Raw genomic sequence first — 21,331 nt, 5'->3', positions numbered from 1 at the left:
AGGAAAAGACATGGAATTTTTGAACGCCTTTTCCCATCTCGATTGGCCGCTGGTGCTGCAACTGACCTGGCAGCACATCACCCTGGTCGGCATCGCCGTGACATTGGCGATTCTGGTCGGCGTGCCGCTGGGCATCCTGATGACGCGCTTCCCGACACTCGCCGGTCCCTTGCAGGCCAGCGCCACGGTGTTACTGACCGTGCCGTCGATTGCGCTGTTCGGCCTGCTGCTGCCGTTCTACTCGAAATTCGGCCAGGGCCTGGGCCCGATGCCGGCGATCACCGCCGTGTTTTTGTACTCACTGCTACCGATCATGCGTAACACCTACCTCGCCCTGACCGGCGTCGAACCCGGCATTCGCGAAGCCGCGCGCGGTATCGGCATGACCTTCGGCCAGCGCCTGCGCATGGTCGAACTGCCCATCGCCGTGCCGGTGATCCTCGCCGGTGTGCGCACTGCCGTGGTCATGAACATTGGCGTCATGACCATCGCCGCCACCATCGGCGCCGGTGGCCTCGGTGTACTTATTCTCGCTTCAATCAGCCGCAGCGACATGTCGATGCTGATCGTCGGCGCCGTGCTGGTCAGTCTCCTGGCCATCTTCGCCGACCTGCTTCTGCAATGGCTGCAACGCACGCTGACTCCAAAAGGACTCCTGAAATGATCGAACTTCAAAACCTCAGCAAGACCTTCCAAAGCAACGGCAAAGATGTGAAAGCCGTGGACTCGGTAAGCCTGACCGTCAATGAAGGCGAAATCTGTGTGTTCCTCGGGCCATCGGGTTGCGGCAAAAGCACCACGCTGAAAATGATCAACCGCCTGATCAAGCCGACCTCGGGCAAGATCCTGATCAACGGCGAAGACACCACCGACCTCGACGCCGTGACCCTGCGTCGCAACATCGGGTATGTGATCCAGCAGATCGGTCTGTTCCCGAACATGACCATCGAGGAAAACATCACCATCGTTCCGCGCCTGTTGGGCTGGGACAAACAGAAATGCCACGACCGCGCCCGCGAGTTGATGAGCATGATCAAGCTCGAACCCAAGCAGTACCTGAATCGCTACCCGCGTGAATTGTCCGGTGGCCAGCAGCAGCGGATCGGTGTGATTCGTGCGCTGGCGGCGGATGCGCCGCTGTTGTTGATGGATGAACCGTTCGGCGCGGTCGACCCGATCAACCGCGAGATGATCCAGAACGAGTTCTTCGAGATGCAACGCGCGCTGAACAAGACGGTAATCATGGTCAGCCATGACATCGACGAGGCAATCAAGCTGGGCGACAAAATTGCGATTTTCCGCGCCGGCAAACTGTTGCAGATCGATCACCCGGACACCTTGCTGGCGCACCCGGCGGACGACTTTGTCAGCAACTTCGTCGGCCAGGACAGCACCCTCAAACGTCTGTTGCTGGTGAAAGCCGAAGACGCAGCGGACAACGCGCCGTCGGTGAGCCCGGAAACCCCGGTGGCCGATGCGCTGGAGCTGATGGATGAGCATGACCGACGCTATGTGGTCGTGACGTGTAGTGAGAACAAGGCGCTCGGTTATGTACGACGTCGCGACCTGCACCGTCAGACCGGCACTTGCGCGCAATACCTGCGCGAGTTCAACGCCACCGCGGTGTACGACGAGCATTTGCGCATCCTGCTGTCGCGCATGTACGAGTTCAACCGCTCGTGGCTGCCGGTGATGGATGCCGAGCGGGTGTTCCTCGGTGAAGTGACCCAGGAATCGATTGCCGAGTACCTGAGCTCCGGCAAGTCCCGTGGGGGCAAGACCAGTATTGTTTCGCCGGCCGAGGCCGCGGTCGCCTGATCTGACGCCTTCGCGAGCAAGCCCGCTCCCACATTGGTCTGCGCCTAACCACAAAATTGTGGAATGTTGCAGATCCAATGTGGAAGCGGGCTTGCTCGCGAATGGGGCACCACAAATTCCCCTGAAACGCCTCAAATATCCCTGCGCAGGGAACATCACACTGTCACGCAGGTCGGTTACATCAGTAACTGTCAGGGACCGCACGACGGAAGCGTGCAAAAACGCGACATTTTTTGTTGATCTCAAGCCCCTCACGCCCTAAAGTTCGCGCCGAACGTCCATGCTGGAAACGATCCATCCGGCTCAAGTACTGACGACGAGACAGCAAGGCCAAGGGCAGACCCATCTCCCCATGGCCTTTTTGCTTTCGGCGACATGCCTTGGGAAGTAGGCGAACCAAAGTGGGGATACGGAGGACGTTCATTTGCACCCATTGATAATTTCAGTTTGCCAGTAGGAGTTCCCAGCATGTCGATCAATGTCGATGACTATTTTGCTCGCGATACCTTCCAGAAAATGAAGGCGTTCGCCGACCAACAAGAAACCCCGTTCGTGGTAATCGACACCGCGATGATCAGCCAGGCCTATGACGACCTGCGCGCCGGTTTCGAATTCGCCAAGGTCTACTACGCCGTCAAGGCCAACCCGGCCGTGGAAATCATCGACCTGCTCAAAGAGAAAGGCTCGAACTTCGACATCGCCTCGATCTACGAGCTCGATAAAGTGATGAACCAGGGCGTCGGCCCGGATCGCATCAGCTACGGCAACACCATCAAGAAATCCAAGGACATTCGCTACTTCTACGAGAAGGGCGTGCGTCTGTATGCCACCGACTCCGAAGCCGACCTGCGCAACATCGCCAAGGCTGCACCGGGTTCGAAAGTCTATGTGCGCATCCTCACCGAAGGCTCGACCACGGCCGACTGGCCTTTGTCGCGCAAGTTCGGCTGCCAGACCGACATGGCCATGGACCTGTTGATCCTCGCGCGCGATCTGGGCCTGGTGCCTTACGGCATCTCGTTCCACGTCGGCTCACAGCAGCGCGACATCAGCGTCTGGGACGCGGCAATCGCCAAGGTCAAAGTGATCTTCGAGCGCTTGAAGGAAGAAGACGGCATCGTGCTCAAGCTGATCAACATGGGCGGTGGCTTTCCGGCCAACTACATCACCCGCACCAACAGCCTGGAAACCTATGCCGAAGAAATCATCCGTTTCCTCAAGGAAGACTTCGGTGACGACCTGCCTGAAATCATCCTGGAGCCGGGCCGTTCGCTGATCGCCAACGCTGGCATCCTGGTCAGTGAAGTGGTGCTGGTGGCGCGTAAATCCCGTACCGCCGTCGAGCGATGGGTGTACACGGATGTGGGCAAGTTCTCCGGCCTGATCGAAACCATGGACGAAGCCATCAAGTTTCCGATCTGGACCGAGAAGAAAGGCGAAGTCGAAGAAGTCGTCATCGCCGGCCCGACCTGCGACAGCGCCGACATCATGTATGAAAACTACAAGTACGGTTTGCCGCTGAACCTGGCCATTGGTGATCGTTTGTACTGGTTGTCGACCGGTGCCTACACCACCAGCTACAGCGCGGTTGAATTTAATGGCTTCCCGCCGTTGAAGTCGTTTTACGTGTAAGCAATGCACGCAGAAATCAAAAAGCCCATGACGTGTCATGGGCTTTTTTGTGTCTATTCCGTTCATCGTTCAGCTGAGTAAAGCGTTGATGATAAAGGGATGCCAATTCACGAATGTGTGGGTTTGATGCGCTCGAAAGCGTCTGACTCGTCACCCGCAAAAAATTCAGATTCCCGCCAGCCAATGCCTCGCGCAACCAGACCAGTGCCTCATCGATATTGCCTTCATCCGCCAGCACGGCGGCATAACTGAACTGCCCGCGAAAGTCCCCGCCGACCGCCGAGCGTCGATACCAATCGCGGGCGGCGTGCGGATCCGCCGGGCAGACCTGCCCTTCTTCCAAGTATCGTCCCAGCAGGTTCATCGATTTCGCATGGCCCAACTCTGCAGCGTGGCGATACAAATTCAATGCTTGCAGCTGATCCTCGACCACTCCACGCCCGGTCGCCAGCAGATTGGCGTAGTTGTACATCGCCCAGTCCAGTCCGGCTTCGGCGGCGACACGATAATGTCGCGCGGCGACCGAAGCATCGGCAGCACAACCCCAGCCATGTTCATGGCAGCGGCCGAGCATGTTGCGCGCCATCAGGTGCCCACGCCGGGCGGCGATCTCGAACCAGCGCACCGCCAGCGGTTGATCACATGCAATGCCCTGCCCGTCCAGCAGAATCTGCCCGAGCAACGCTTGGGCATCGAGGACGCCTTCGCGGGCCGCAATCAGAATGGCCTGAGCCGCCCGCGCAGGGCTTTCATCGAGCATGGCTTTGAGACGATCACCGTCGAGCACTTCTTCGCGGCGTAAACGAAAGTCCGCCACTTACACCTCGACCCAGCGGCGCAACAGGTTGTGATAGGTGCCGGTCAGGCGGATCAGCGAAGGATGGTCGGGCATGTCTTGCGTCAGTTGCTGGATCGCTCCGTCCATCTCGAACAGCAATGCGCGCTGGCTGTCTTCGCGGACCAGGCTTTGGGTCCAGAAGAATGAAGCGTATCGCGTACCGCGAGTGACGGCGTTGACCTTGTGCAGACTGGTGCCGGGGTACAGGACCATGTCGCCGGCGGGCAATTTCACGCGTTGGGTGCCGAAGGTGTCCTGGATCTCCAATTCGCCACCGTCGTAGTCCTCCGGTTCGCTGAAAAACAGCGTCGCTGACAGGTCGGTGCGCACCCGCTCAATGCTGCCCTTGGGCTGACGGACGGCGTTGTCGATGTGGAAATCGAAACTGCCGCCCGCCGTGTAACAGTTCAGTAATGGAGGGAAGACCTTGTGCGGTAATGCGGCTGACATGAACAGCGGATTTTTCCACAGCCGTTCCAGCATCGCCGCGCCGACTTCCTTGGCCAGCGGGTGGCCTTCCGGCAGTTGCAGATTGTGCTTGGCTTTGGCCGACTGGAAACCGGCTGTGATCTTGCCGTCCGCCCAATCAGCCTGTTCCAGAGCTTCGCGGATGCGCTGCACTTCTTCTTTCGCGAACAAGCCTGGAATGTGCAGCAACATGAAATCATCACCTGAAGGCAAAAGGGTGGCAATGATATTGATTCTTATTGACCCTGTAAAACGCGAGCGACGAACGAAACTGTAAAAACCGTAAAGACTAATTGTAAAGAATGTAAATTCAGTGCGAATAGTAATGTTTCGCAATTGATACGAATACCTGTTTACCCTATATTCCGCGGCCTCAAAACCTCGGGGAGGGGAATCCGCATGTCACGCCAACAACCACAATTACCGGTCAGTTCACCGCGTTTGCTCGCGTCTGCAATTGGCATGGCAATCACTGCCGGCTCTGCTGGCCACATGGTTTTTGCGGCCGAGAAGACCGACGAAAAAGCGCCCGGCAATGCGATTTCCCTGGATGCCACCGCGATCACCGGCGAGGCCCAGGACCAGACGGCCTACACCGTCGAAAAAGCCTCCTCGCCCAAGTACACCGCGCCGCTGGTAGACACGCCGCGCTCGGTCACCGTCATCCCGCAACAAGTGCTCAAGGACACCGGCGCCCTCAACATGCAGGACGCGCTGCGTACCGTTCCGGGCATCACCTTCGGTGCCGGTGAAGGCGGTAACCCGCAGGGCGATCGTCCATTTATTCGTGGCTTCGATGCTCAGGGCGACACCTACCTGGATAGTGTCCGCGACACCGGTTCGCAGAGCCGCGAGATCTTCGCCGTCGAATCGATCGAAGTCAGCAAAGGCCCGAACTCCGCCATTGGCGGCCGTGGCGCGGCCGGCGGCACCATCAACCTGGTAAGCAAAAAAGCGCACCTGGGCAACTCGTTCGATGGCGGCTTCACCTGGGGTTCGGATCAGACTCAGCGCTACACAATGGACGGCAACTATCAGTTCACCGACACCGCTGCGGGCCGTCTGAACCTGATGAGCCACGAAAGCAACGTCGCCGGTCGCGACAAAGTCGATTACGACCGTTGGGGCATCGCGCCGTCGCTGGCCTTCGGCCTGGGCACCGACACTCGCGTGAACCTCGATTACTACCACCTGGAAAGTAACGACACGCCGGACTCGGGCATTCCGTACACCATTCCCGTTGCAGGCTCGGCTGCACGCACCAAGTCCAATCCGGACAAGCCTTACGCCGGTGGTGATGACAGCAACTTCTATGGCCTGGGACGCGACTTCCGCAAGGGCCGCACCGACACCGCGACCATCGCCATCGAGCACGACCTGAACGACGCGCTGACCGTAAAAAACACCCTGCGCCACGGCAGCAGCATGCAGGATTACATCCTGACCCAGCCCGACGACAGCAAGGGCAACGTCAACAATGGCAGCGTCTGGCGTCGGGCCAACACCCGTGTCAGCAATACTGAGACCACGACCAACCAGACCGATCTGTTCGGTGATGTCTACATCGCCGGGTTCAAGAACAGCTTCTCCACCGGTATCGAGCTGAGCCGCGAGGAAAGCGAAAAGTCTTCGTACAACGTCAACACCGACACCACGCCGGCGACAGCCGCCGCGACGACCAACTGCAGCCCTGCGCTCATCGGCGCACCAAGCGGGTACAACTGCACTTCGTTGTCCAACCCGAATCCGAACGATCCGTGGAACGGTGCCATCTCGCGTAACTACGCCGGCACCGACACCAAGGCCGACACCTACGCGCTGTATGTGTTCGACACCCTGGAGTTGTCCGAGCAGTGGCTGGTGAACATGGGCCTGCGTTACGACCACTTCGACACCCGGTACAAAACCTACGACGCTGCCGGCAGCACCACCGCCAAGGGCGACGACATCAGCGAGTTCGTCACCGGCCAGTTCGGCGTGGTCTACAAGCCAGCGGAAAACGGCAGCATCTATGCGTCCTACGCGACGTCGGCCACGCCACCGGGCGCCACCCTCGGCGAAGGTCAGGAAGGCAACCCGCTGGGCGGCACCACCGACCGCGCGGGCAATATCCTGAGCAGCGACATGGAGCCGGAAACCACGAAGAACTACGAAATCGGTACCAAATGGGATCTGCTGAATGATCGCCTGTCGCTGACCGCCGATATCTTCCGCACCGAGAAGGACAACGCTCGTGTGCAGGTCGACACCACCTCGTATGAAAACGCCGGCAAATCCCGCGTTCAAGGTATCGAGCTGTCGGCCACTGGCAAGATCACCGAGAAATGGCAAGTCTTCGCCGGTTACGCCTACATGGACAGCGAACAAGTCGATGGCGGCCCGTTGGGCGCAGCCAACGACGGCAACGAGCTGCCTAACACGCCAAAAAACAGCGCCAGCGTCTGGACGACTTATCAAGTCACGCCGAAGCTGACCATCGGTGGCGGTGCGTTCTATGTCGACGACGTATTCGGCAGCGTGGCCAACACCACCATGGTCGATTCCTACGTTCGATACGACGCGATGGCCGCCTACAAACTGACCAAAAACATCGACCTGCAACTGAACGTGCAGAACCTGACCGACGAAACCTACTACGACAAGGCTTTCTCGACTCACTTCGCCAACCAGGCGGCGGGCCGTACAGCTTTGCTGAGCACCAACTTCCACTTCTGATAGAAGCGTGAAGTCCAACGCCCCGTTCATCTACATGGACGGGGCTTTTGTGTGTAAAAAAGAATGCTTCTCGACAAGCCACGGCATAATGCGCGCCGTGATGATTATTTTTGAACGGACAAGGCGAGCGACGTGTTGAAGAAAACCCTGTTCCAGTTGCACTGGTTTTTCGGCATCAGTGCCGGGCTGGTCCTGGCCCTGATGGGCATTACCGGGGCCACGGTATCGTTTGAGGATGAAATCCTGGCGGCTTTGAACCCCTCGGTGCTGCAGGTCGAAAAACAGGTCGCCGGTGTGCTTCCGCCTGCGGAACTGGTGGAGAAAATCGAAGGCGCCTCGGGTAAGAAAGTCGCGATGATCTGGGTCGATACCGACAGCGGCAACGCCGCGCGGGTGTCCTTTACCCCGCCACCGGGTGAACGCCGCGGCGAGATGCGCTACTTCGACCCGTACACCGCCGAATTCATGGGCGATGTGGTTGGCCAGGACTTCTTCGGCTTCATGTTGCAACTGCACCGTTTCCTCGCCATGGGCGATACCGGTCGGCAGATCACCGGTGCCTGCACGCTGATCCTGGTGTTCTTCTGCCTGTCCGGCCTCTACCTGCGCTGGCCGCGCCAATGGAAAAGCTGGCGCGCCTGGCTGACCTTCGACTGGAAGAAAAAGGGCCGCAGTTTCAACTGGGACCTGCACTCCGTGGCCGGCACCTGGTGCCTGGTGTTTTATCTCCTGTCGGCGCTGACCGGGTTGACCTGGTCCTATGAGTGGTACAACAAAGGCCTGACCAGACTGCTGTCCGATTCGCCGCAAAACGAACGGGTTCGCACAGGTCGTGGTCCGGCGCCAGCCGGCCCTGCGCCCACCGCCGATTACGCGGCGATGTGGAGCAGCATCTACAGCGCGGCCGGTCCGGACCTGTCCGCCTACAACATCCGCATGCCGCCCGTGGCCGGGCAACCGGCAACCGTTTACTACCTGTTGAACAGCTCGTCCCACGACCGTGCTTTGAACCAGATCACCCTCGACCCTGCCACCGGCATCGTCAAACGGCATGACCGTTACAGCGACAAGAGCCTCAAGGCGCAATTGCTGACCAGCATCTATGCGCTGCACGTTGGCAGTTACTTCGGCATCGTCGGGCGGATCATTCTGACAATCAGCGCGCTGACCATGCCGTTGTTTTTCATCACCGGCTGGTTGCTGTACCTCGATCGTCGACGCAAGAAAAAGCAGATCAAGGAAGCCCGCAAAGGCTTCACTCACCCGGACAGCGACGCATCGCCCTGGTTGATCGGCTTCGCCAGCCAGAGCGGGTTTGCCGAACAACTGGCGTGGCAGACCGCTGGGCAATTGCAGTCCGCGGGCCTGCCGGTGAAGGTTCAGCCGCTGGCGGATGTCAGCGAGCAGGATTTGCGTGATTCGAGCAACGCGCTGTTCGTGGTCAGTACCTTCGGCGACGGCGAAGCGCCGGACAGCGCCCGTGGTTTTGAGCGCAAGGTGCTGGGCCAGGCGTTGAGCCTGGAGAGCCTCAACTATGCCGTACTCGGACTCGGTGATCGGCAGTATCAGCACTTCTGCGGTTTCGCCCGTCGCTTGCACAACTGGCTCGGCGAACACGGCGGCAAGACGCTGTTCGCCCCGGTGGAAGTCGACAGCGGCGACCCTTACGCCTTGCGTCACTGGCAGCAGCAACTCGGCCTGCTGACCGGCCAGGCGCCCGTGGACACCTGGCAAGCGCCCACCTATGACAACTGGACCCTGGCCCGCCGGGATTTGCTTAACCCTGACAGCACAGGTTCGGCCGTCTACTTGCTGGGCCTGACGGCCCCCACCACCAGCAGTTGGCTGGCCGGTGATCTGGTGGAAGTCCTGCCGCGCAATTGTCCGTGGGCGATCGAGCATTTCCTCGATGGCCTGGGGATTGACGGTCGGGCCACGGTGACGCTCGATGACCTGTCGCAACCACTGGAGCAAGCCCTCGCCAGCCGACAAATGCCCGAAAACAGAAGCCATCTGGTCGGCCTGCATGCCCAGGCACTGGTGGAGGCGTTGGTGCCCTTGGCCATGCGCGAATACTCCATCGCCTCGATTGCCGCCGACGGCGTGCTTGAACTGATCGTGCGTCAGGAACTGCATCCCGATGGCAGCCTCGGCATCGGTTCTGGTTGGTTGACCGAACACGCGCCCGTGGGCAGCACGATCAGCCTGCGGGTACGACGCAACAGCGGTTTCCATCTCCCGGTCGAGCCGGTGCCGATGATCCTGCTGGGCAACGGCACAGGACTGGCCGGGCTGCGCAGCTTGCTCAAGGCGCGGATTGCCGATGGGCAGCAACGTCATTGGCTGTTGTTCGGCGAGCGCAATCGCGAGCACGACTACCTGTGTCGCGACGAGCTGGAAGAATGGTTGATTTCCGGCGATCTGGAGCGCCTGGACCTGGCGTTCTCGCGGGATCAGGCCGAGAAAATCTATGTGCAGGATCGACTGCGAGAATCGGCCGATGAGCTGAAGAAATGGCTGGCCGAAGGCGCGGTGATTTACATCTGCGGCAGCTTGCAGGGGATGGCGTCAGGGGTGGATCACGTGCTTAACGAAGTGCTTGGCATTGAAGAGGTTGACCGGTTGATTGAGCAAGGTCGATATCGACGCGATGTTTACTGAGCCTGCGGATCATTGATGAATATCCTGACGTCACGCTCAGCATGACGTCAGGATCGATGAGGGGTTGATTCGAAGTTCAAGGTAGCTTTGATAGATCGCTGGCGGGAGACAGACGTTTAGTTTTGAGACGGTTCTCGAGTTGATCTATCTGCTCTTTGCTTGGGCATTGAACATTCGAACAATTGTTGTTCAGACTGCACATCTTGTTGCAGTCCATAGTCGCCATATCTTGCCGGCCATCGACGATACAGAGATCGGCAGTGCCACTTTGGTATGCGCCGTTACGATCCCTGTCTTGCCCAAAAAAAACACACATGGTCGACCCCCCGCCAGGAATAAGATCGCACATAAAAGCGCCGACCATCCCCCAATTGCCATTACATAAACCCGCATTGGTTGCATTCGCTTCTTTGCCGGCAGTAAGAAAAAGTGTGCAGAAGATCAAGGATACGGCTGTCTTCCATGATGATTTTGGTTTTCCATTAATGAGTTTCATCAGCTGCTCCTAGCTTGAATTAAGCTTGAAGCCTAAAAAAATTCACCCCCAAAAAACACCTGTTAGAAATGATAGGTAGACATGCTGATTGGCCCATGCCGGCAAGCTCTGCATTCAGCGGAACAACTGCCCTCCTCTTACATCGGTTGCAACTTCTGCTCAAACACACTGACCCCATCCAGATCCCGCAAAACAACACCCATCTCCCCCGTCTGCCCATCGATATTCACCTCGCCAAAAAACTGAAACTCGGCAAACGGTGAGGCGTTCTGTGTCGGTGGTGCCTTCTCGAACACCACCTCGGGGCCGAAGGTTTTATCCAACTGATCAGGCCCGAAGCTTCCAGCATTCAAAGGCCCTGCAACAAACTCCCAGAACGGTTCGAAATCCTGAAACGCCGCACGATCCGGGTGGTAATGGTGCGCCGCGCAGTAATGCACATCCGCCGTCAGCCAGACGTAATTACGCACCTGTTGCGCCCGCAGGAATCCCAGCAATTCAGCGATTTCCAGTTCACGCCCTTGGGCCGGTCCCGGGTCGCCGTTGGCGACGGCGTCCCAGCGCGTCACACCGGCGCTGACTTCGCCGTCCGGTACGCCCAGGCCGATGGGCATGTCGGCGGCGATGACTTTCCACTGAGCGCCGGAAGCTTTCAACTCACGCTTGAGCCAGTCCAGTTGCTCGCGCCCAAGGAACGGTTTTGCGCCGCCGAGATTGTCGTCATTGGCCCCGCGATAACTGCGCATGTCGAGCACGAATACATCGAGCATCGGCCCATAACCGAGTTTGCGATAAATCCGTCCGTCACCATCGGCATTCTGTAAACGCATCGGTGCGTATTCGAGCCAGGCTTGGCGCGCACGGCCCACCAGGCTGTGGATATCTTTGCTCTTGTAGCGCACGTCCAGTTGCTTGCCCGGCGACCAGTTGTTCACCACTTCATGATCATCCCACTGCCAGACCTGCGGCACCTCGGCGTTGAAACGGCGGATGTTTTCGTCCATCAGGTTGTAGCGGTAATTGCCGCGATAATCCTCGAGGGTTTCGGCAACTTTGCTCTTGGCTTCGCTGGTGATGTTGCGCCACACGCGACCGCTCTCGGTGGTGATTTGCGCCGGCACCGGCCCGTCGGCATAGATGCTGTCGCCGCTGTGGATAAAGAAGTCCGGCAGGCGCAAACGCATGGCTTCGTAGATGCGCATGCCACCGATGTCCGGGTTGATGCCAAAGCCCTGGCCGGCAGTGTCGCCGCTCCAGACAAAGCGGATGTTGCGTCGGGTTTGCGGCACGCTGCGCAAATGACCAAACCACGGCTCGCTGGCGACGCCGCTCTGGGCGTCTTCGAAATACACACGGTAGAAAATCGCCTGGTCGGCGGGTAGACCAGTGAGTTCGACCCGAGCGGTAAAGTCTGTACGGGCATCGGCTACAGGCGAGACGAATCGCCGCGGGTTGTTGAACAGGCTGCGGGTGTCCCACTCCACCACCATCCGCGCCGGCCGGTCGCTACGACTCCAGACCATCGCCCGGTCGCCCAACACGTCACCGGACTGCACGCCATCGGTCAGCTGCGGACGATCCTTGACCGACGCAATCACCGCCGGCGCCAGGCCCGGCAACAACAGCCCGGCGCCGACGGCTTGCACGACACGACGGCGACCGAGGTCGAATTCACTCATGGTGTTCTCCCTGAAAAGGAAAACTAAAACATGTCCGCGTGACTCAGGTGTGACACCCCCCCAACACCGCAGACCCGTTGTGGGAGCGGACTTGCTCGCGAAAACGGTCGTTCAGCCAACATATCTGCTGAATGTTAGTCCGTCTTCGCGAGCAAGCCCGCGCCCACAGGGTATGGCGACTAGCCGGGTGGGTCGAGGTTATCCAGCGCTCGATTCACCGCCAGCTCCCCTAGCATGATGACTTGCGCAATGCCCAGCAGGGTATTGCGATGCGTCCCCTCCAGAAACCCCGCCAAATCACTCGCCATGACATTGGCCGAGGCCAGCGACTCGCAAGCATGGACCAGCAAGGTTTCGGTATCCAGCTCTGGGGTGATGGTGAACATCCTGCTGGGTTTGCGCGGTGTGGCCATGATGTTGGCGGCCGGATTGAGGTAGTGATCGAGCGCGCGCTCGGCGGCTTCGTTGAGTTTTTTTGAGTCGAGGCTTTCGTAGGGGGATGCCGGATCGGTGTCCGGCGGGTTCGGCGTAGGTTTGATCATTATTTGGGTCCTGTAGTTTAGAGCTACCACCGCCTCTCTACTAATAAGAAGAGGTGGCAGCTGTGCGCAGGTTAGTAGACCGGGGACCCATGAGGCCGGCGCGCCCGAGGGCGCCCTACGCACAGCCACCATAAAGTGCAGGGATGAAATACCTGACTATCTGATGCGCTATACGCCATGGGAAACCACGGGCTACTAAACCCGATCACTGATGAGCAGTGACGCGAACCAAGTTACCGACGCTCCCCTAAGCGCACAAGCCGGCGGATTCTGGCGTACCTGTAGGCAACGACGCAAGGCACTGTGGCTTTCAGGAAGTAACGTCCGACAGCCATTAAACAAACACTTCGAACTGACGCTGCCATCGCGAGCAAGCCCGCTCCCACATTTGATTTTCGTCGTATACAACCTTCGTATTCGCTGGTGATCAGTGTGGGAGCGGGCTTGCTCGCGAAGACGGCTTAACATTCAACCAAAATGCTGACTGAGCCTGCGCTTTCGCGAGCATTGCGGCTCCTGATCATCCATGGAAAAGGAAACTTCAGCGCCACATTTGGGAAACGTCCTAACGCCAGCACCTTAGCGAGCCAAGTAGGTTCGTGGCTCCTCAGCCACACTCAGAAAAGAACGCCTATGGCCCGCAACAAGGATATCCCCCAAGTCTGGGAACACAGCAGTGGTGGCGGCGGCTCGGGCATTGGATACCGTTACCTGCGAGACATGACCCCGACTGAGTTAGCCGAGCGCAACGCCAGACAAAAGCAATACGACGATATGCTAGCCAGACAACAGAGGTATGAAGACCGTCTCGTTCGTCAATCCGAAAAACAGCAAGGCTCCGATACCAAAGGCTGTGTATTCGCCAAAAGCTGCAATCTTCCCAACGGCGTAATCAATCACAACAACCCCGCCGGATTTGTCCCCGTCGAGAAACTATCTGACTACGGGTTGTGGGCCGTGCTTGGCACGGGGGGCGCGGTCACCGCAGAAGGGATCCCCCTGAAACTGGTGGGTGGCTCGGCAACGGGTGGCGTCATTTCCCAACGTCTCGGCGGTTCTCTGGCACTGCGTTTACTAACAGGCTCAGCGGTTGTGGCGACTGGTGCAGCGGTTGGGACAGTTGCGCTGTTAATGCCGAACACCAGCATTTCGCCGGACAGTGCCTTTTACCAAAAAGAGCAATACGCGGTGCTGGATACGGGGCGAACCCGTGTCCGCATCAACGTGAAAACATTGCCGGACGGCTCCGTCAGCATTTATGGCTTCTATACGGGCGGAAAAAAAGACTGGGAATTTGTCCCTGTCATTAAGGCCTCCCAGGATGGCGAGAGGTTTGTTGCTGATATCGGTAACGGGATTGGCCTGACCTGGACGCCAGCAGCGAATCCTGACGATGTACTGGGAATTCCTGCACTGGAAGGCGCCCCGCCACTACCGTCTGCATGGGTGTACCCGCCCACCGAGCAATCCAGTAAAGCACTAGTGAACCCCGAGCATCCGCCCGAGTATAAGGATGCGATCATCTGGTTCCCTGCCGATGCAGGACTTAAGCCGATTTATATTGTTCTGAGCGTGCCTGGAGACTACAAATACCACCCTGCTCCTACGACACTCCCGGCTTTTCCAGATGTAAAACCTGCTCCGTTAAAAACTTCAGTGCGTGGTGGTGGTAAAAAACGTCGGCGATGGAAAGATCCCTCAGGAAGGATTTATGAGTGGGACTCGCAACATGGCACCGTTGAGATGTACACCAAGCAAGGAAAACACCTTGGGGAGTACGACCCGCAAACAGGGGAGCAAACCAAGCCCGCTGACCCGTCTAGGAAAGTAGAAAAATGAAACATGTCATAGAGGTCTTCGACAGACACAGCGAGGAGCTTCTCCTGAGTGTGGAAATACCCAACTGCCGTCATGAAGAGCTAGCAAAACTAATGGATTGGCAAACACCAGAGGATGAATTTGATGGGTACGACCTTTCTTCAGAACAAGTTCAAACACTTGAAAGCTGGACTGGCAAGATCCTGGGAGACGCGAACCACATCGTGCAGTTGGTGTGCATTGATTGACTTACTCCGCTTCCACCCGCGAGAGGCAACAACAGTCAGGCGCCGCAGCCCACAGGTGGTTACAAACTGAATTGACCTAATGATTTTGGACACATCCATCAGGCCCAGAAGAAGTAAGACATGCGAGGCAAACACCTTGGTGAGTTCAACCCGACGACCGGAGTACAGACAAAACCGGCAAATAAAACCAGAGAGGTTGAACCATGAAATATAATCTGAAGTTTCAGATTTACGGAGTACCTGAAAGCGGTGACTTGGCTGTATTCGAGGTGGATTTGCCCCCGACCGTCACCTCGGATGCCCTGATGTTGATTATGGCGTGGCACGAAGAAGAGGATGCCATGGCGAGCCATCTTTTATCCGCCGGACAGGTTTCGGCAATCGAGAGTCTCGCAATGATTGAACTCCCCAAGGAGCTAATGCTGTATCTCAGCAGCTACGAGTGAGCCCACTCCGCCACCATCCGCGCCGACCACTCACTACAACTCCAAACCATCTCTTGGTCTCGCAGCAAATCCATTGTGGGAGCGGGCTTGCTCGCGAAGACGGCTTAACATTCAACAAAGATGCTGACTGTCAGATCGCTTTCGCGAGCAAGCCCGCTCCCACAGGTTTCAGTGTCAGGCGTTGACGGGCTCTATGGCCAACTCAACAACCTCAGGCCGCTTGAGCAGCGCATACGCCACCGCCGTCAGCAAACTCCCGGCCACGATTGCAAACAAATAGAGCAGCGCATGGTTGATCGCATTCGGGATCGCCAACACGAACAACCCACCGTGGGGCGCCATGAGTTTGCAGCCGAAATACATCGACAACGCCCCGGTCAGTGCACCGCCGGCAATGCTCGCTGGGATCACCCGCAACGGGTCTTTCGCCGCGAACGGAATTGCCCCCTCGGAGATAAAGCACAGCCCCAGCACCAACGCCGCTTTACCGGCCTCGCGTTCAGTCTGGGCAAACTTGCGCCGGGCAATGAACGTGGCGATGCCGAGACCAATTGGCGGCACCATGCCGGCCGCCATGGTCGCGGCCATCGGTGCATAACTCTGCGACGCCAGCAGCCCTACCGAGAACGCATACGCCGCCTTGTTGATCGGCCCGCCGAGGTCGACGCACATCATGCCGCCGAGCAGTACGCCAAGCAAAATCGCGTTGGTGGTGCCCATGCTGTCGAGGAAGTGGGTGAGCCCCGCCAGCATCCCGGCCACCGGTTTGCCGACCACGTAGATCATCACCAGACCGGTGAACAGACTCGCCAGCAACGGGATGATCAGGATCGGTTTCAGCGCTTCCAGACTTTGCGGCAATCGCGCATAACGGTTGATCGCCTGGGCCGCGTATCCGGCGATGAAACCGGCAATGATCCCGCCGATAAAACCGGCGCCCAGCGTGCTTGCCAGCAAACCACCGATCATCCCCGGCGCCAGGCCCGGACGGTCGGCGATCGAGTAGGCGATGTATCCCGCCAGCAGCGGCACCATCAGCTTGAACGCGGTCTCGCCACCGATCTGCATCAGCGCCGCCGCCAACGTGCCCTCTTCCTTGAACGCGGTGATGCCGAACACGAACGACAAGGCGATCATCAGACCGCCCGCCACCACCATCGGCAACATGTACGACACGCCAGTCAGCAGGTGTTTATAAACGCCAGTTTTCTCTTGCTTGGCCGGACCTTTGGCGCCGGTCGAAGCGCTTTCCTGCTTGCCTTCGGCGAGGGCTTTGTTCAGCGTCGCCTCGGCTTGCTTGAGGGCAATGCCGGTGCCGCAACGGTAAATCTTCTTGCCGGCGAAACGCTCGGTGGCGACTTCGATGTCCGCCGCCAGCAGCACCACGTCGGCATCGGCAATCGCTGCGGCGCTCAACGGGTTGCGCGCGCCGACCGAGCCCTGGGTTTCCACTTGCAGGTCGTAGCCCAGACGCTTGGCCGCTTGCTGCAAGGCTTCGGCGGCCATGAAGGTGTGCGCGACGCCGGTCGGGCAGGCGGTCACAGCCACCAGCCGCGGTGCGTTTTTAACCACCGCAGCCGGCTCGGCGTCGGCTTCGGGCGCAACGTAAACTTGAGCCTCTTCAGCGCCACGCCGCAGCACCGTTTCTACATCTTGCAGGGCCTGGGCCGGGGTGCTCTGGAACACGCGCTTACCGACGAAGCGCGACATATCCACAGGCGCGCTGGTCACCAGCAACACCCACTCGGCCGCCTCGATCGTGGCCGCCGACAATTGCCGTTCAGGATGTGCTGCATCGATGACTTCGACGCTGGTGCTCCAGCCCTGACGCTGTGCCGCGGCATCGAGCAAACGGGCGCACAGCACACTGGTGACCATGCCGTTCGGGCAGGCCGTAACAATGGCTAACTTCATGACAAACCCTCTTATTGTTCTGTCAGGGGGCGTATGCGCACACCCTGTTCGAGCTGCGCCAGTTGCGCAGCGTCGCCGATACCGAAACCGATCTGGGTGACCGCCATCGCGGCAATCGCCGTGGCGGTGCGCAAAGTCTGTTCGGGTGTGTCGGCACTGAGCAGACCGTGGAGCATGCCGGCCAGCAACGAATCACCCGCGCCCACCGTGCTGACGACGCTGACCTTGGGTGGCGTGGCGTGCATCGCCGAGCCGACACTGAACCAGTTCACGCCATCGGCGCCGTGGGAAATCACCACGTGCTCGATGCCTTGCGCGCGCAAACGACTCGCCGCTTCGGCCTGGGCGGTGACTGAAACCACCTCGCAATCCAGCACCTCGGCCAGCTCTTCGGTGTTGGGCTTGATCAGCCACGGACCGGCCTTGAGCGCTTCCCGCAAAGCTTCGCCGCTGGTGTCCAGCGCCACGTTCAAACCGAGGTTTTTCAACCGAAGGATCAACGCCTGCAACCACTGAGGACTGATGCCTTGGGGCAGGCTGCCAGCGACGACGACTGCGTCATGACCGGGAGCAACCTGATCAAGTCGATCAAGCAACGCTTGCTGCGCGGCTTCACTCACCAAGGGTCCGGGACCATTGATGTCGGAAATGCGCCCATCGCTTTCCGCCAGTTTGATGTTGCTGCGAGTCTCGCCGGGAACACGGATGAACGCATCGACAAAACCACGTTTGGCAAACAGGGTTTCGAACGCTTGAAGGTTGTCTTCCCCGAGGAAACCGCTGACCGTGAGCTGATGCCCGAGGTCCGCCAGCACCTGTGCCACGTTCACACCTTTGCCGGCGGCGTGGGTGTGCATCTCGTCACTGCGATTGACCTGACCGGGTATCAGGCGCGGTAGCTGGACGGTAAGGTCCAGCGCCGGATTGAGGGTCAGGGTTAGGATCTTGGCCATTACAAAGCCTCCACTAATGCGCGCACTTCGTTCGCGCTGCCCACGGCCAGGGCCTGTTGGGCAAGGGTTTGGGACTGGGTCAGGCTGAGTTCGCGGATGCGTGCCTTGACCTCGGCGATGCTGCGCCCCGACACGCTCAACTCATCCACACCGAGGCCGACCAGCACCGGCACCGCTAGCGGGTCCGCCGCCAGCTCACCGCACACGCCAACCCATTTGCCATGCGCATGGGCCGCCCGCACAGTGATGTCGATCAGTTGCAGCACCGCCGGATGCAAGCCATCCGCCTGGGCCGATAACGTTGGATGCCCACGGTCGATGGCCAGGGTGTATTGAGTCAGGTCGTTGGTGCCGACGCTGAAGAAGTCGACCTCTTTGGCCAGCACCGGCGCCAGCAACGCCGCCGACGGCACCTCGATCATGATCCCCAGTTGCAGGTCCGCCACCGGGATTTCCAGACGCAGGCGTTCGGTCATGTCCCGGGCCTGACGCCATTCATCGACGCTGCCGACCATGGGAAACATGATGCGCAGTGGACGGTTGTCGGCGGCACGGAGCAAGGCACGCAATTGCGCTTCCATAATCAGCGGACGTTGCAGCGTGAGGCGAATGCCGCGCACGCCGAGGAACGGGTTTTCTTCCTTGGCGATCGGCCAATACGGCAGCGGTTTGTCGCCGCCGACATCGAGGGTGCGCACCACCAGCGGCCGACCGGCCAGGCCATCAAGGACGCGGCGGTATTCGACTTCCTGGGTTGCCTCGTCCGGCGCTTGTGAGTGGGCCATGAAAATCAGTTCGGTGCGCAGCAGGCCAATGCCTTCGGCGCCCTGCTCCACCGCGCTGGTGACGCCAGCGGCTTCGCCGATGTTGGCGAACACTTCAACGGCGTGGCCGTCGGTGGTCAGCGCCGGTTGATGGCGTTGTTCGGCGGCGGCTTTCAAGCGTTGTTCGCGGGTGTCGCGTTCTTCAGTGGCGCGCTGCAAGGTCGCTGCATCGGCGTCCACGTGCAGGCGACCGCGTTGGCCGTCAATCAGCAACGGCGTGCCCGGCGCCAGCAGCAACACCGCCGCGCCGGCGCCGACCAGTGCCGGAATGCCGAGGGCCCGGGCAACGATCGCGCTGTGGGCAGTGGCGCCACCACGAGCAGTGAGAATGCCGGCGACGCGGGCCGGATCAAGACGCGCCACATCGGACGGACCGACTTCATCCATCACCAGAATGTACGGCTGATCCGGCTCGCTCGGAGTTTCGATACCACACAGTTGCGCCAGCACACGACGCCCGATGTCGCGCAAGTCGGCTGCGCGCTCGGCGAGCAAAGCGTCGTGCAGCGATTCTTGTTGCTTGGCCGCGGCTTCAATCACCGCCATCCACGCCGCTTCGGCGCTTTCGCCTTGCTTGAGGCGGGTGTCGACTTCATCGGTCAGTTCCGGGTCGTCGAGCATTTCCTGGTGGGTGATGAAGATTTCGCGAATGGCCTTGGATTTGCTGCGTTCGATCAGGCCGCCGATGTCGCCACGCACCTCCGCCAAGGCCTGCTTCAGACGCTCGCGCTCGATGGCGGCAGACTCACCGCGTAGCGGGTAATCGATGGTTTGCAGCACGTGAATGTGCGCCGGGCCGATGGCGATCCCCGGTGCGGCGGCGATGGCCTGAACCAGGCTGCCGGACGCGGGGGCGAGCAGCACTTCGGCCATTTCGGTGAGCACTTCGCGTTGCTGGCTCACGGCCGGCAGCGGCTCGACTTCTTCACCGAGGCCTTCTTCGATGGCGGCCAACAGGGCTGGCAAGGCATCGGCGGCGATGCTCGGTTCGGCGACGAACTCCAGCACCTGACCGCGACGGGCACCGAGGCTGAGCAGTTTACTCAAGCTCTTCACCGACACCGCGCTGTCCTGACCCTCGACAATGCGCACGCGAATTTCGCCTTCAAAACTTTTCGCCAGTTGCGCGAGGATCTTTGCCGGGCGCGCGTGCAAACCGTGGGCGTTGGCCAAGGCGATGCGCGCGCTCGGCCAGTCGGCGGGCAACTCACCGCCCAACACTTCGAGGACTTTGCGGCTGCTGGTGGCGCGGCCCAGTTCATGACCACGACCTTCGATCAACAACGCGCACAGACGTTCGAGCAACGCCTGATGAGCTTCACCCAGGCTGGCCAGGCAGAACAGACCGCTCAACGGCTGACCGAGGTAGCGCATCGGCTTGTCCGGTGTCACGAACGCCAGGCCCGGACGCTTCACTGTTTGTTCGCTGTGCAACCACCACAGGCCATCGCCCAGCGGCAGCGCTTCGACCTGTTGCAGCACGGCGGAGAAACCGTTGCTCACGCAATCTGCCTGGCGCAGCAAACGCGCACCGCGCCAGACCAGTTCTTCGAAATCATCGGCGGACACGCCAAGGCCGATCATCTGGGCATCCAGCGCCAGCTCTTGCGGCGCACCTTGCAGCAGTTTCAACAAGGCTTCGGCGGAACTGGCGCGACGCAGCGCCTGGCCCAGGTCGGTCTCGCCGAGGGCGCGGGTCAGCAGTTGCAGCAAGCGCAGGTGTTCATCGGATTTGGCGGCAATGCCAATGGCCAGGTAAACGATGTGACCGTCGCCCCAGTCCACGCCCTCCGGAAACTGCATCAGCCGCACGCCGGTGGAAAACACCTGATCGCGGGTTTCCGGCGTACCGTGGGGGATGGCAATACCTTGACCGAGAAAGGTCGAGCCCTGGGCTTCGCGTGCCTGCAAACCGGCGAGGTAACCCTCATCCACCAGGCCATCGGCAACCAGATGCTGGGCCAGCAAGTGCAACGCTGCGGACTTATCCACAGCCGATTGGCCCATGGATATCTGCTCTATGGTGAGCTCGAGCATGCTTTCTCCTTTTTGGCGCCTTGGGGCGCCAGGTATTGTTTTGAATGATTCAGCTTAGGCTCTTCGTCATCACTTTTGGCGGTTTCGCGGCAGAACCGTCCAAAGGAGCCCATAACGTAGAAAATACGCTTGCTGAAACGTTTAATCTAGAATGATTGGCACGTTACTCGATAATGTCTCATCCTTGAAGTCCAACTTGTCGGATGCGCTGAGACAATGGTCGTCTGCCCGAATCGGGTAGG

Annotated in this window: 17 protein-coding genes; 9 read left to right on the top strand and 8 right to left on the bottom strand. The window is 59.5% G+C overall.

Going from position 1 to position 21,331, the window contains the following annotated elements:
• Positions 1-10 precede the first annotated feature (10 nt).
• From ACA055_RS03930 to ACA055_RS03920, 3 genes are all read left to right on the top strand, one after another.
• Positions 11-664 carry an ABC transporter permease gene (locus ACA055_RS03930; protein WP_477790635.1) on the top strand — a complete coding sequence of 218 codons (654 nt, stop codon included), beginning with the start codon at positions 11-13 and terminating at the stop codon, positions 662-664.
• Positions 661-1,818, top strand: coding sequence for an osmoprotectant ABC transporter ATP-binding protein OsmV (locus tag ACA055_RS03925; RefSeq protein WP_497682444.1), 1,158 nt, complete (start codon positions 661-663; stop codon positions 1,816-1,818). The genes ACA055_RS03930 and ACA055_RS03925 overlap by 4 nt, the downstream gene beginning before the upstream one ends.
• Before the next feature lie 468 nt (positions 1,819-2,286).
• Positions 2,287-3,450 (top strand): type III PLP-dependent enzyme, encoded by a 1,164-nt coding sequence (locus tag ACA055_RS03920; RefSeq protein ID WP_497682443.1) that lies wholly within the window; start codon positions 2,287-2,289, stop codon positions 3,448-3,450.
• A 16-nt stretch (positions 3,451-3,466) separates the two neighbouring features.
• Here ACA055_RS03920 and ACA055_RS03915 read toward each other — a convergent pair whose 3' ends face one another.
• Both ACA055_RS03915 and ACA055_RS03910 read right to left on the bottom strand, forming a co-directional pair.
• The gene (locus ACA055_RS03915) at positions 3,467-4,210 is read right to left on the bottom strand and encodes a tetratricopeptide repeat protein (protein WP_497684356.1); all 744 of its coding nucleotides are present in this window, start codon (positions 4,208-4,210) and stop codon (positions 3,467-3,469) included.
• Positions 4,211-4,267: 57 nt separating this feature from the next.
• The gene (locus ACA055_RS03910) at positions 4,268-4,948 is read right to left on the bottom strand and encodes a Fe2+-dependent dioxygenase (protein ID WP_497682442.1); all 681 of its coding nucleotides are present in this window, start codon (positions 4,946-4,948) and stop codon (positions 4,268-4,270) included.
• A 207-nt stretch (positions 4,949-5,155) separates the two neighbouring features.
• Between ACA055_RS03910 and ACA055_RS03905 the strand changes: the two genes are divergently transcribed.
• Both ACA055_RS03905 and ACA055_RS03900 read left to right on the top strand, forming a co-directional pair.
• Positions 5,156-7,471: a TonB-dependent receptor gene (locus ACA055_RS03905; protein WP_497682441.1), complete on the top strand. Its 2,316-nt coding sequence runs from the start codon at positions 5,156-5,158 to the stop codon at positions 7,469-7,471.
• 132 nt (positions 7,472-7,603) lie between these two features.
• Positions 7,604-10,132: a PepSY domain-containing protein gene (locus ACA055_RS03900; protein ID WP_497682440.1), complete on the top strand. Its 2,529-nt coding sequence runs from the start codon at positions 7,604-7,606 to the stop codon at positions 10,130-10,132.
• A 76-nt stretch (positions 10,133-10,208) separates the two neighbouring features.
• Here ACA055_RS03900 and ACA055_RS03895 read toward each other — a convergent pair whose 3' ends face one another.
• The 3 genes from ACA055_RS03895 to ACA055_RS03885 all read right to left on the bottom strand — a co-directional run bounded on the left by ACA055_RS03895 (position 10,209) and on the right by ACA055_RS03885 (position 12,849).
• The gene (locus tag ACA055_RS03895; RefSeq protein ID WP_497682439.1) at positions 10,209-10,628 is read right to left on the bottom strand and encodes a hypothetical protein; all 420 of its coding nucleotides are present in this window, start codon (positions 10,626-10,628) and stop codon (positions 10,209-10,211) included.
• A gap of 137 nt (positions 10,629-10,765) precedes the next feature.
• Complete coding sequence (locus tag ACA055_RS03890) at positions 10,766-12,307, bottom strand: alkaline phosphatase D family protein (RefSeq protein WP_497682438.1); 1,542 nt, start codon at positions 12,305-12,307, stop codon at positions 10,766-10,768.
• A gap of 179 nt (positions 12,308-12,486) precedes the next feature.
• On the bottom strand, positions 12,487-12,849 hold the full coding sequence (locus tag ACA055_RS03885) for a DUF6124 family protein (protein WP_497682437.1): 363 nt from the start codon (positions 12,847-12,849) through the stop codon (positions 12,487-12,489).
• Positions 12,850-13,482: 633 nt separating this feature from the next.
• On the opposite strand from ACA055_RS03885, the gene ACA055_RS03880 reads away from it, so the two are divergent.
• The 4 genes from ACA055_RS03880 (at position 13,483) to ACA055_RS03865 (ending at position 15,361) form a co-directional block, all read left to right on the top strand.
• The gene (locus ACA055_RS03880; protein ID WP_497682436.1) at positions 13,483-14,688 is read left to right on the top strand and encodes a colicin E3/pyocin S6 family cytotoxin; all 1,206 of its coding nucleotides are present in this window, start codon (positions 13,483-13,485) and stop codon (positions 14,686-14,688) included.
• On the top strand, positions 14,685-14,915 hold the full coding sequence (locus ACA055_RS03875; RefSeq protein ID WP_497682435.1) for a DUF7683 domain-containing protein: 231 nt from the start codon (positions 14,685-14,687) through the stop codon (positions 14,913-14,915). Before ACA055_RS03880 ends, ACA055_RS03875 begins: the two co-directional genes overlap by 4 nt.
• A gap of 120 nt (positions 14,916-15,035) precedes the next feature.
• Positions 15,036-15,122: a colicin E3/pyocin S6 family cytotoxin gene (locus ACA055_RS03870; protein WP_497684355.1), complete on the top strand. Its 87-nt coding sequence runs from the start codon at positions 15,036-15,038 to the stop codon at positions 15,120-15,122.
• On the top strand, positions 15,119-15,361 hold the full coding sequence (locus tag ACA055_RS03865; RefSeq protein WP_497682434.1) for a pyocin S6 family toxin immunity protein: 243 nt from the start codon (positions 15,119-15,121) through the stop codon (positions 15,359-15,361). Before ACA055_RS03870 ends, ACA055_RS03865 begins: the two co-directional genes overlap by 4 nt.
• 174 nt (positions 15,362-15,535) lie before the next feature.
• Here ACA055_RS03865 and ACA055_RS03860 read toward each other — a convergent pair whose 3' ends face one another.
• From ACA055_RS03860 to ptsP, 3 genes are read right to left on the bottom strand one after another with little or no spacing between them, the layout of a single operon-like run.
• Positions 15,536-17,275 (bottom strand): PTS fructose-like transporter subunit IIB, encoded by a 1,740-nt coding sequence (locus tag ACA055_RS03860; protein WP_497682433.1) that lies wholly within the window; start codon positions 17,273-17,275, stop codon positions 15,536-15,538.
• A gap of 11 nt (positions 17,276-17,286) precedes the next feature.
• Entirely contained in the window at positions 17,287-18,228 is a 942-nt protein-coding gene (gene pfkB / locus ACA055_RS03855) for a 1-phosphofructokinase (protein WP_497682432.1), read from the bottom strand.
• Complete coding sequence (gene ptsP / locus ACA055_RS03850) at positions 18,228-21,089, bottom strand: phosphoenolpyruvate--protein phosphotransferase (RefSeq protein WP_497682431.1); 2,862 nt, start codon at positions 21,087-21,089, stop codon at positions 18,228-18,230. The genes pfkB and ptsP overlap by 1 nt, the downstream gene beginning before the upstream one ends.
• Positions 21,090-21,331 lie beyond the last annotated feature (242 nt).

Source organism: Pseudomonas sp. LBUM1657 (genome assembly GCF_059716075.1).
This window is presented reverse-complemented; position numbering and strand designations above follow the sequence as displayed.

Coding starts and splice junctions, on each gene's coding strand:
- ACA055_RS03930 (WP_477790635.1), top strand. CDS start 11: ATGGAATTTTTGAACGCCTTTTCCCATCTCGATTGGCCGCTGGTGCTG.
- ACA055_RS03925 (WP_497682444.1), top strand. CDS start 661: ATGATCGAACTTCAAAACCTCAGCAAGACCTTCCAAAGCAACGGCAAA.
- ACA055_RS03920 (WP_497682443.1), top strand. CDS start 2,287: ATGTCGATCAATGTCGATGACTATTTTGCTCGCGATACCTTCCAGAAA.
- ACA055_RS03915 (WP_497684356.1), bottom strand. CDS start 4,210: ATGCTCGATGAAAGCCCTGCGCGGGCGGCTCAGGCCATTCTGATTGCG.
- ACA055_RS03910 (WP_497682442.1), bottom strand. CDS start 4,948: ATGTTGCTGCACATTCCAGGCTTGTTCGCGAAAGAAGAAGTGCAGCGC.
- ACA055_RS03905 (WP_497682441.1), top strand. CDS start 5,156: ATGTCACGCCAACAACCACAATTACCGGTCAGTTCACCGCGTTTGCTC.
- ACA055_RS03895 (WP_497682439.1), bottom strand. CDS start 10,628: ATGAAACTCATTAATGGAAAACCAAAATCATCATGGAAGACAGCCGTA.
- ACA055_RS03890 (WP_497682438.1), bottom strand. CDS start 12,307: ATGAGTGAATTCGACCTCGGTCGCCGTCGTGTCGTGCAAGCCGTCGGC.
- ACA055_RS03885 (WP_497682437.1), bottom strand. CDS start 12,849: ATGATCAAACCTACGCCGAACCCGCCGGACACCGATCCGGCATCCCCC.
- ACA055_RS03880 (WP_497682436.1), top strand. CDS start 13,483: ATGGCCCGCAACAAGGATATCCCCCAAGTCTGGGAACACAGCAGTGGT.
- ACA055_RS03875 (WP_497682435.1), top strand. CDS start 14,685: ATGAAACATGTCATAGAGGTCTTCGACAGACACAGCGAGGAGCTTCTC.
- ACA055_RS03870 (WP_497684355.1), top strand. CDS start 15,036: ATGCGAGGCAAACACCTTGGTGAGTTCAACCCGACGACCGGAGTACAG.
- ACA055_RS03865 (WP_497682434.1), top strand. CDS start 15,119: ATGAAATATAATCTGAAGTTTCAGATTTACGGAGTACCTGAAAGCGGT.
- ACA055_RS03860 (WP_497682433.1), bottom strand. CDS start 17,275: ATGAAGTTAGCCATTGTTACGGCCTGCCCGAACGGCATGGTCACCAGT.
- pfkB (WP_497682432.1), bottom strand. CDS start 18,228: ATGGCCAAGATCCTAACCCTGACCCTCAATCCGGCGCTGGACCTTACC.
- ptsP (WP_497682431.1), bottom strand. CDS start 21,089: ATGCTCGAGCTCACCATAGAGCAGATATCCATGGGCCAATCGGCTGTG.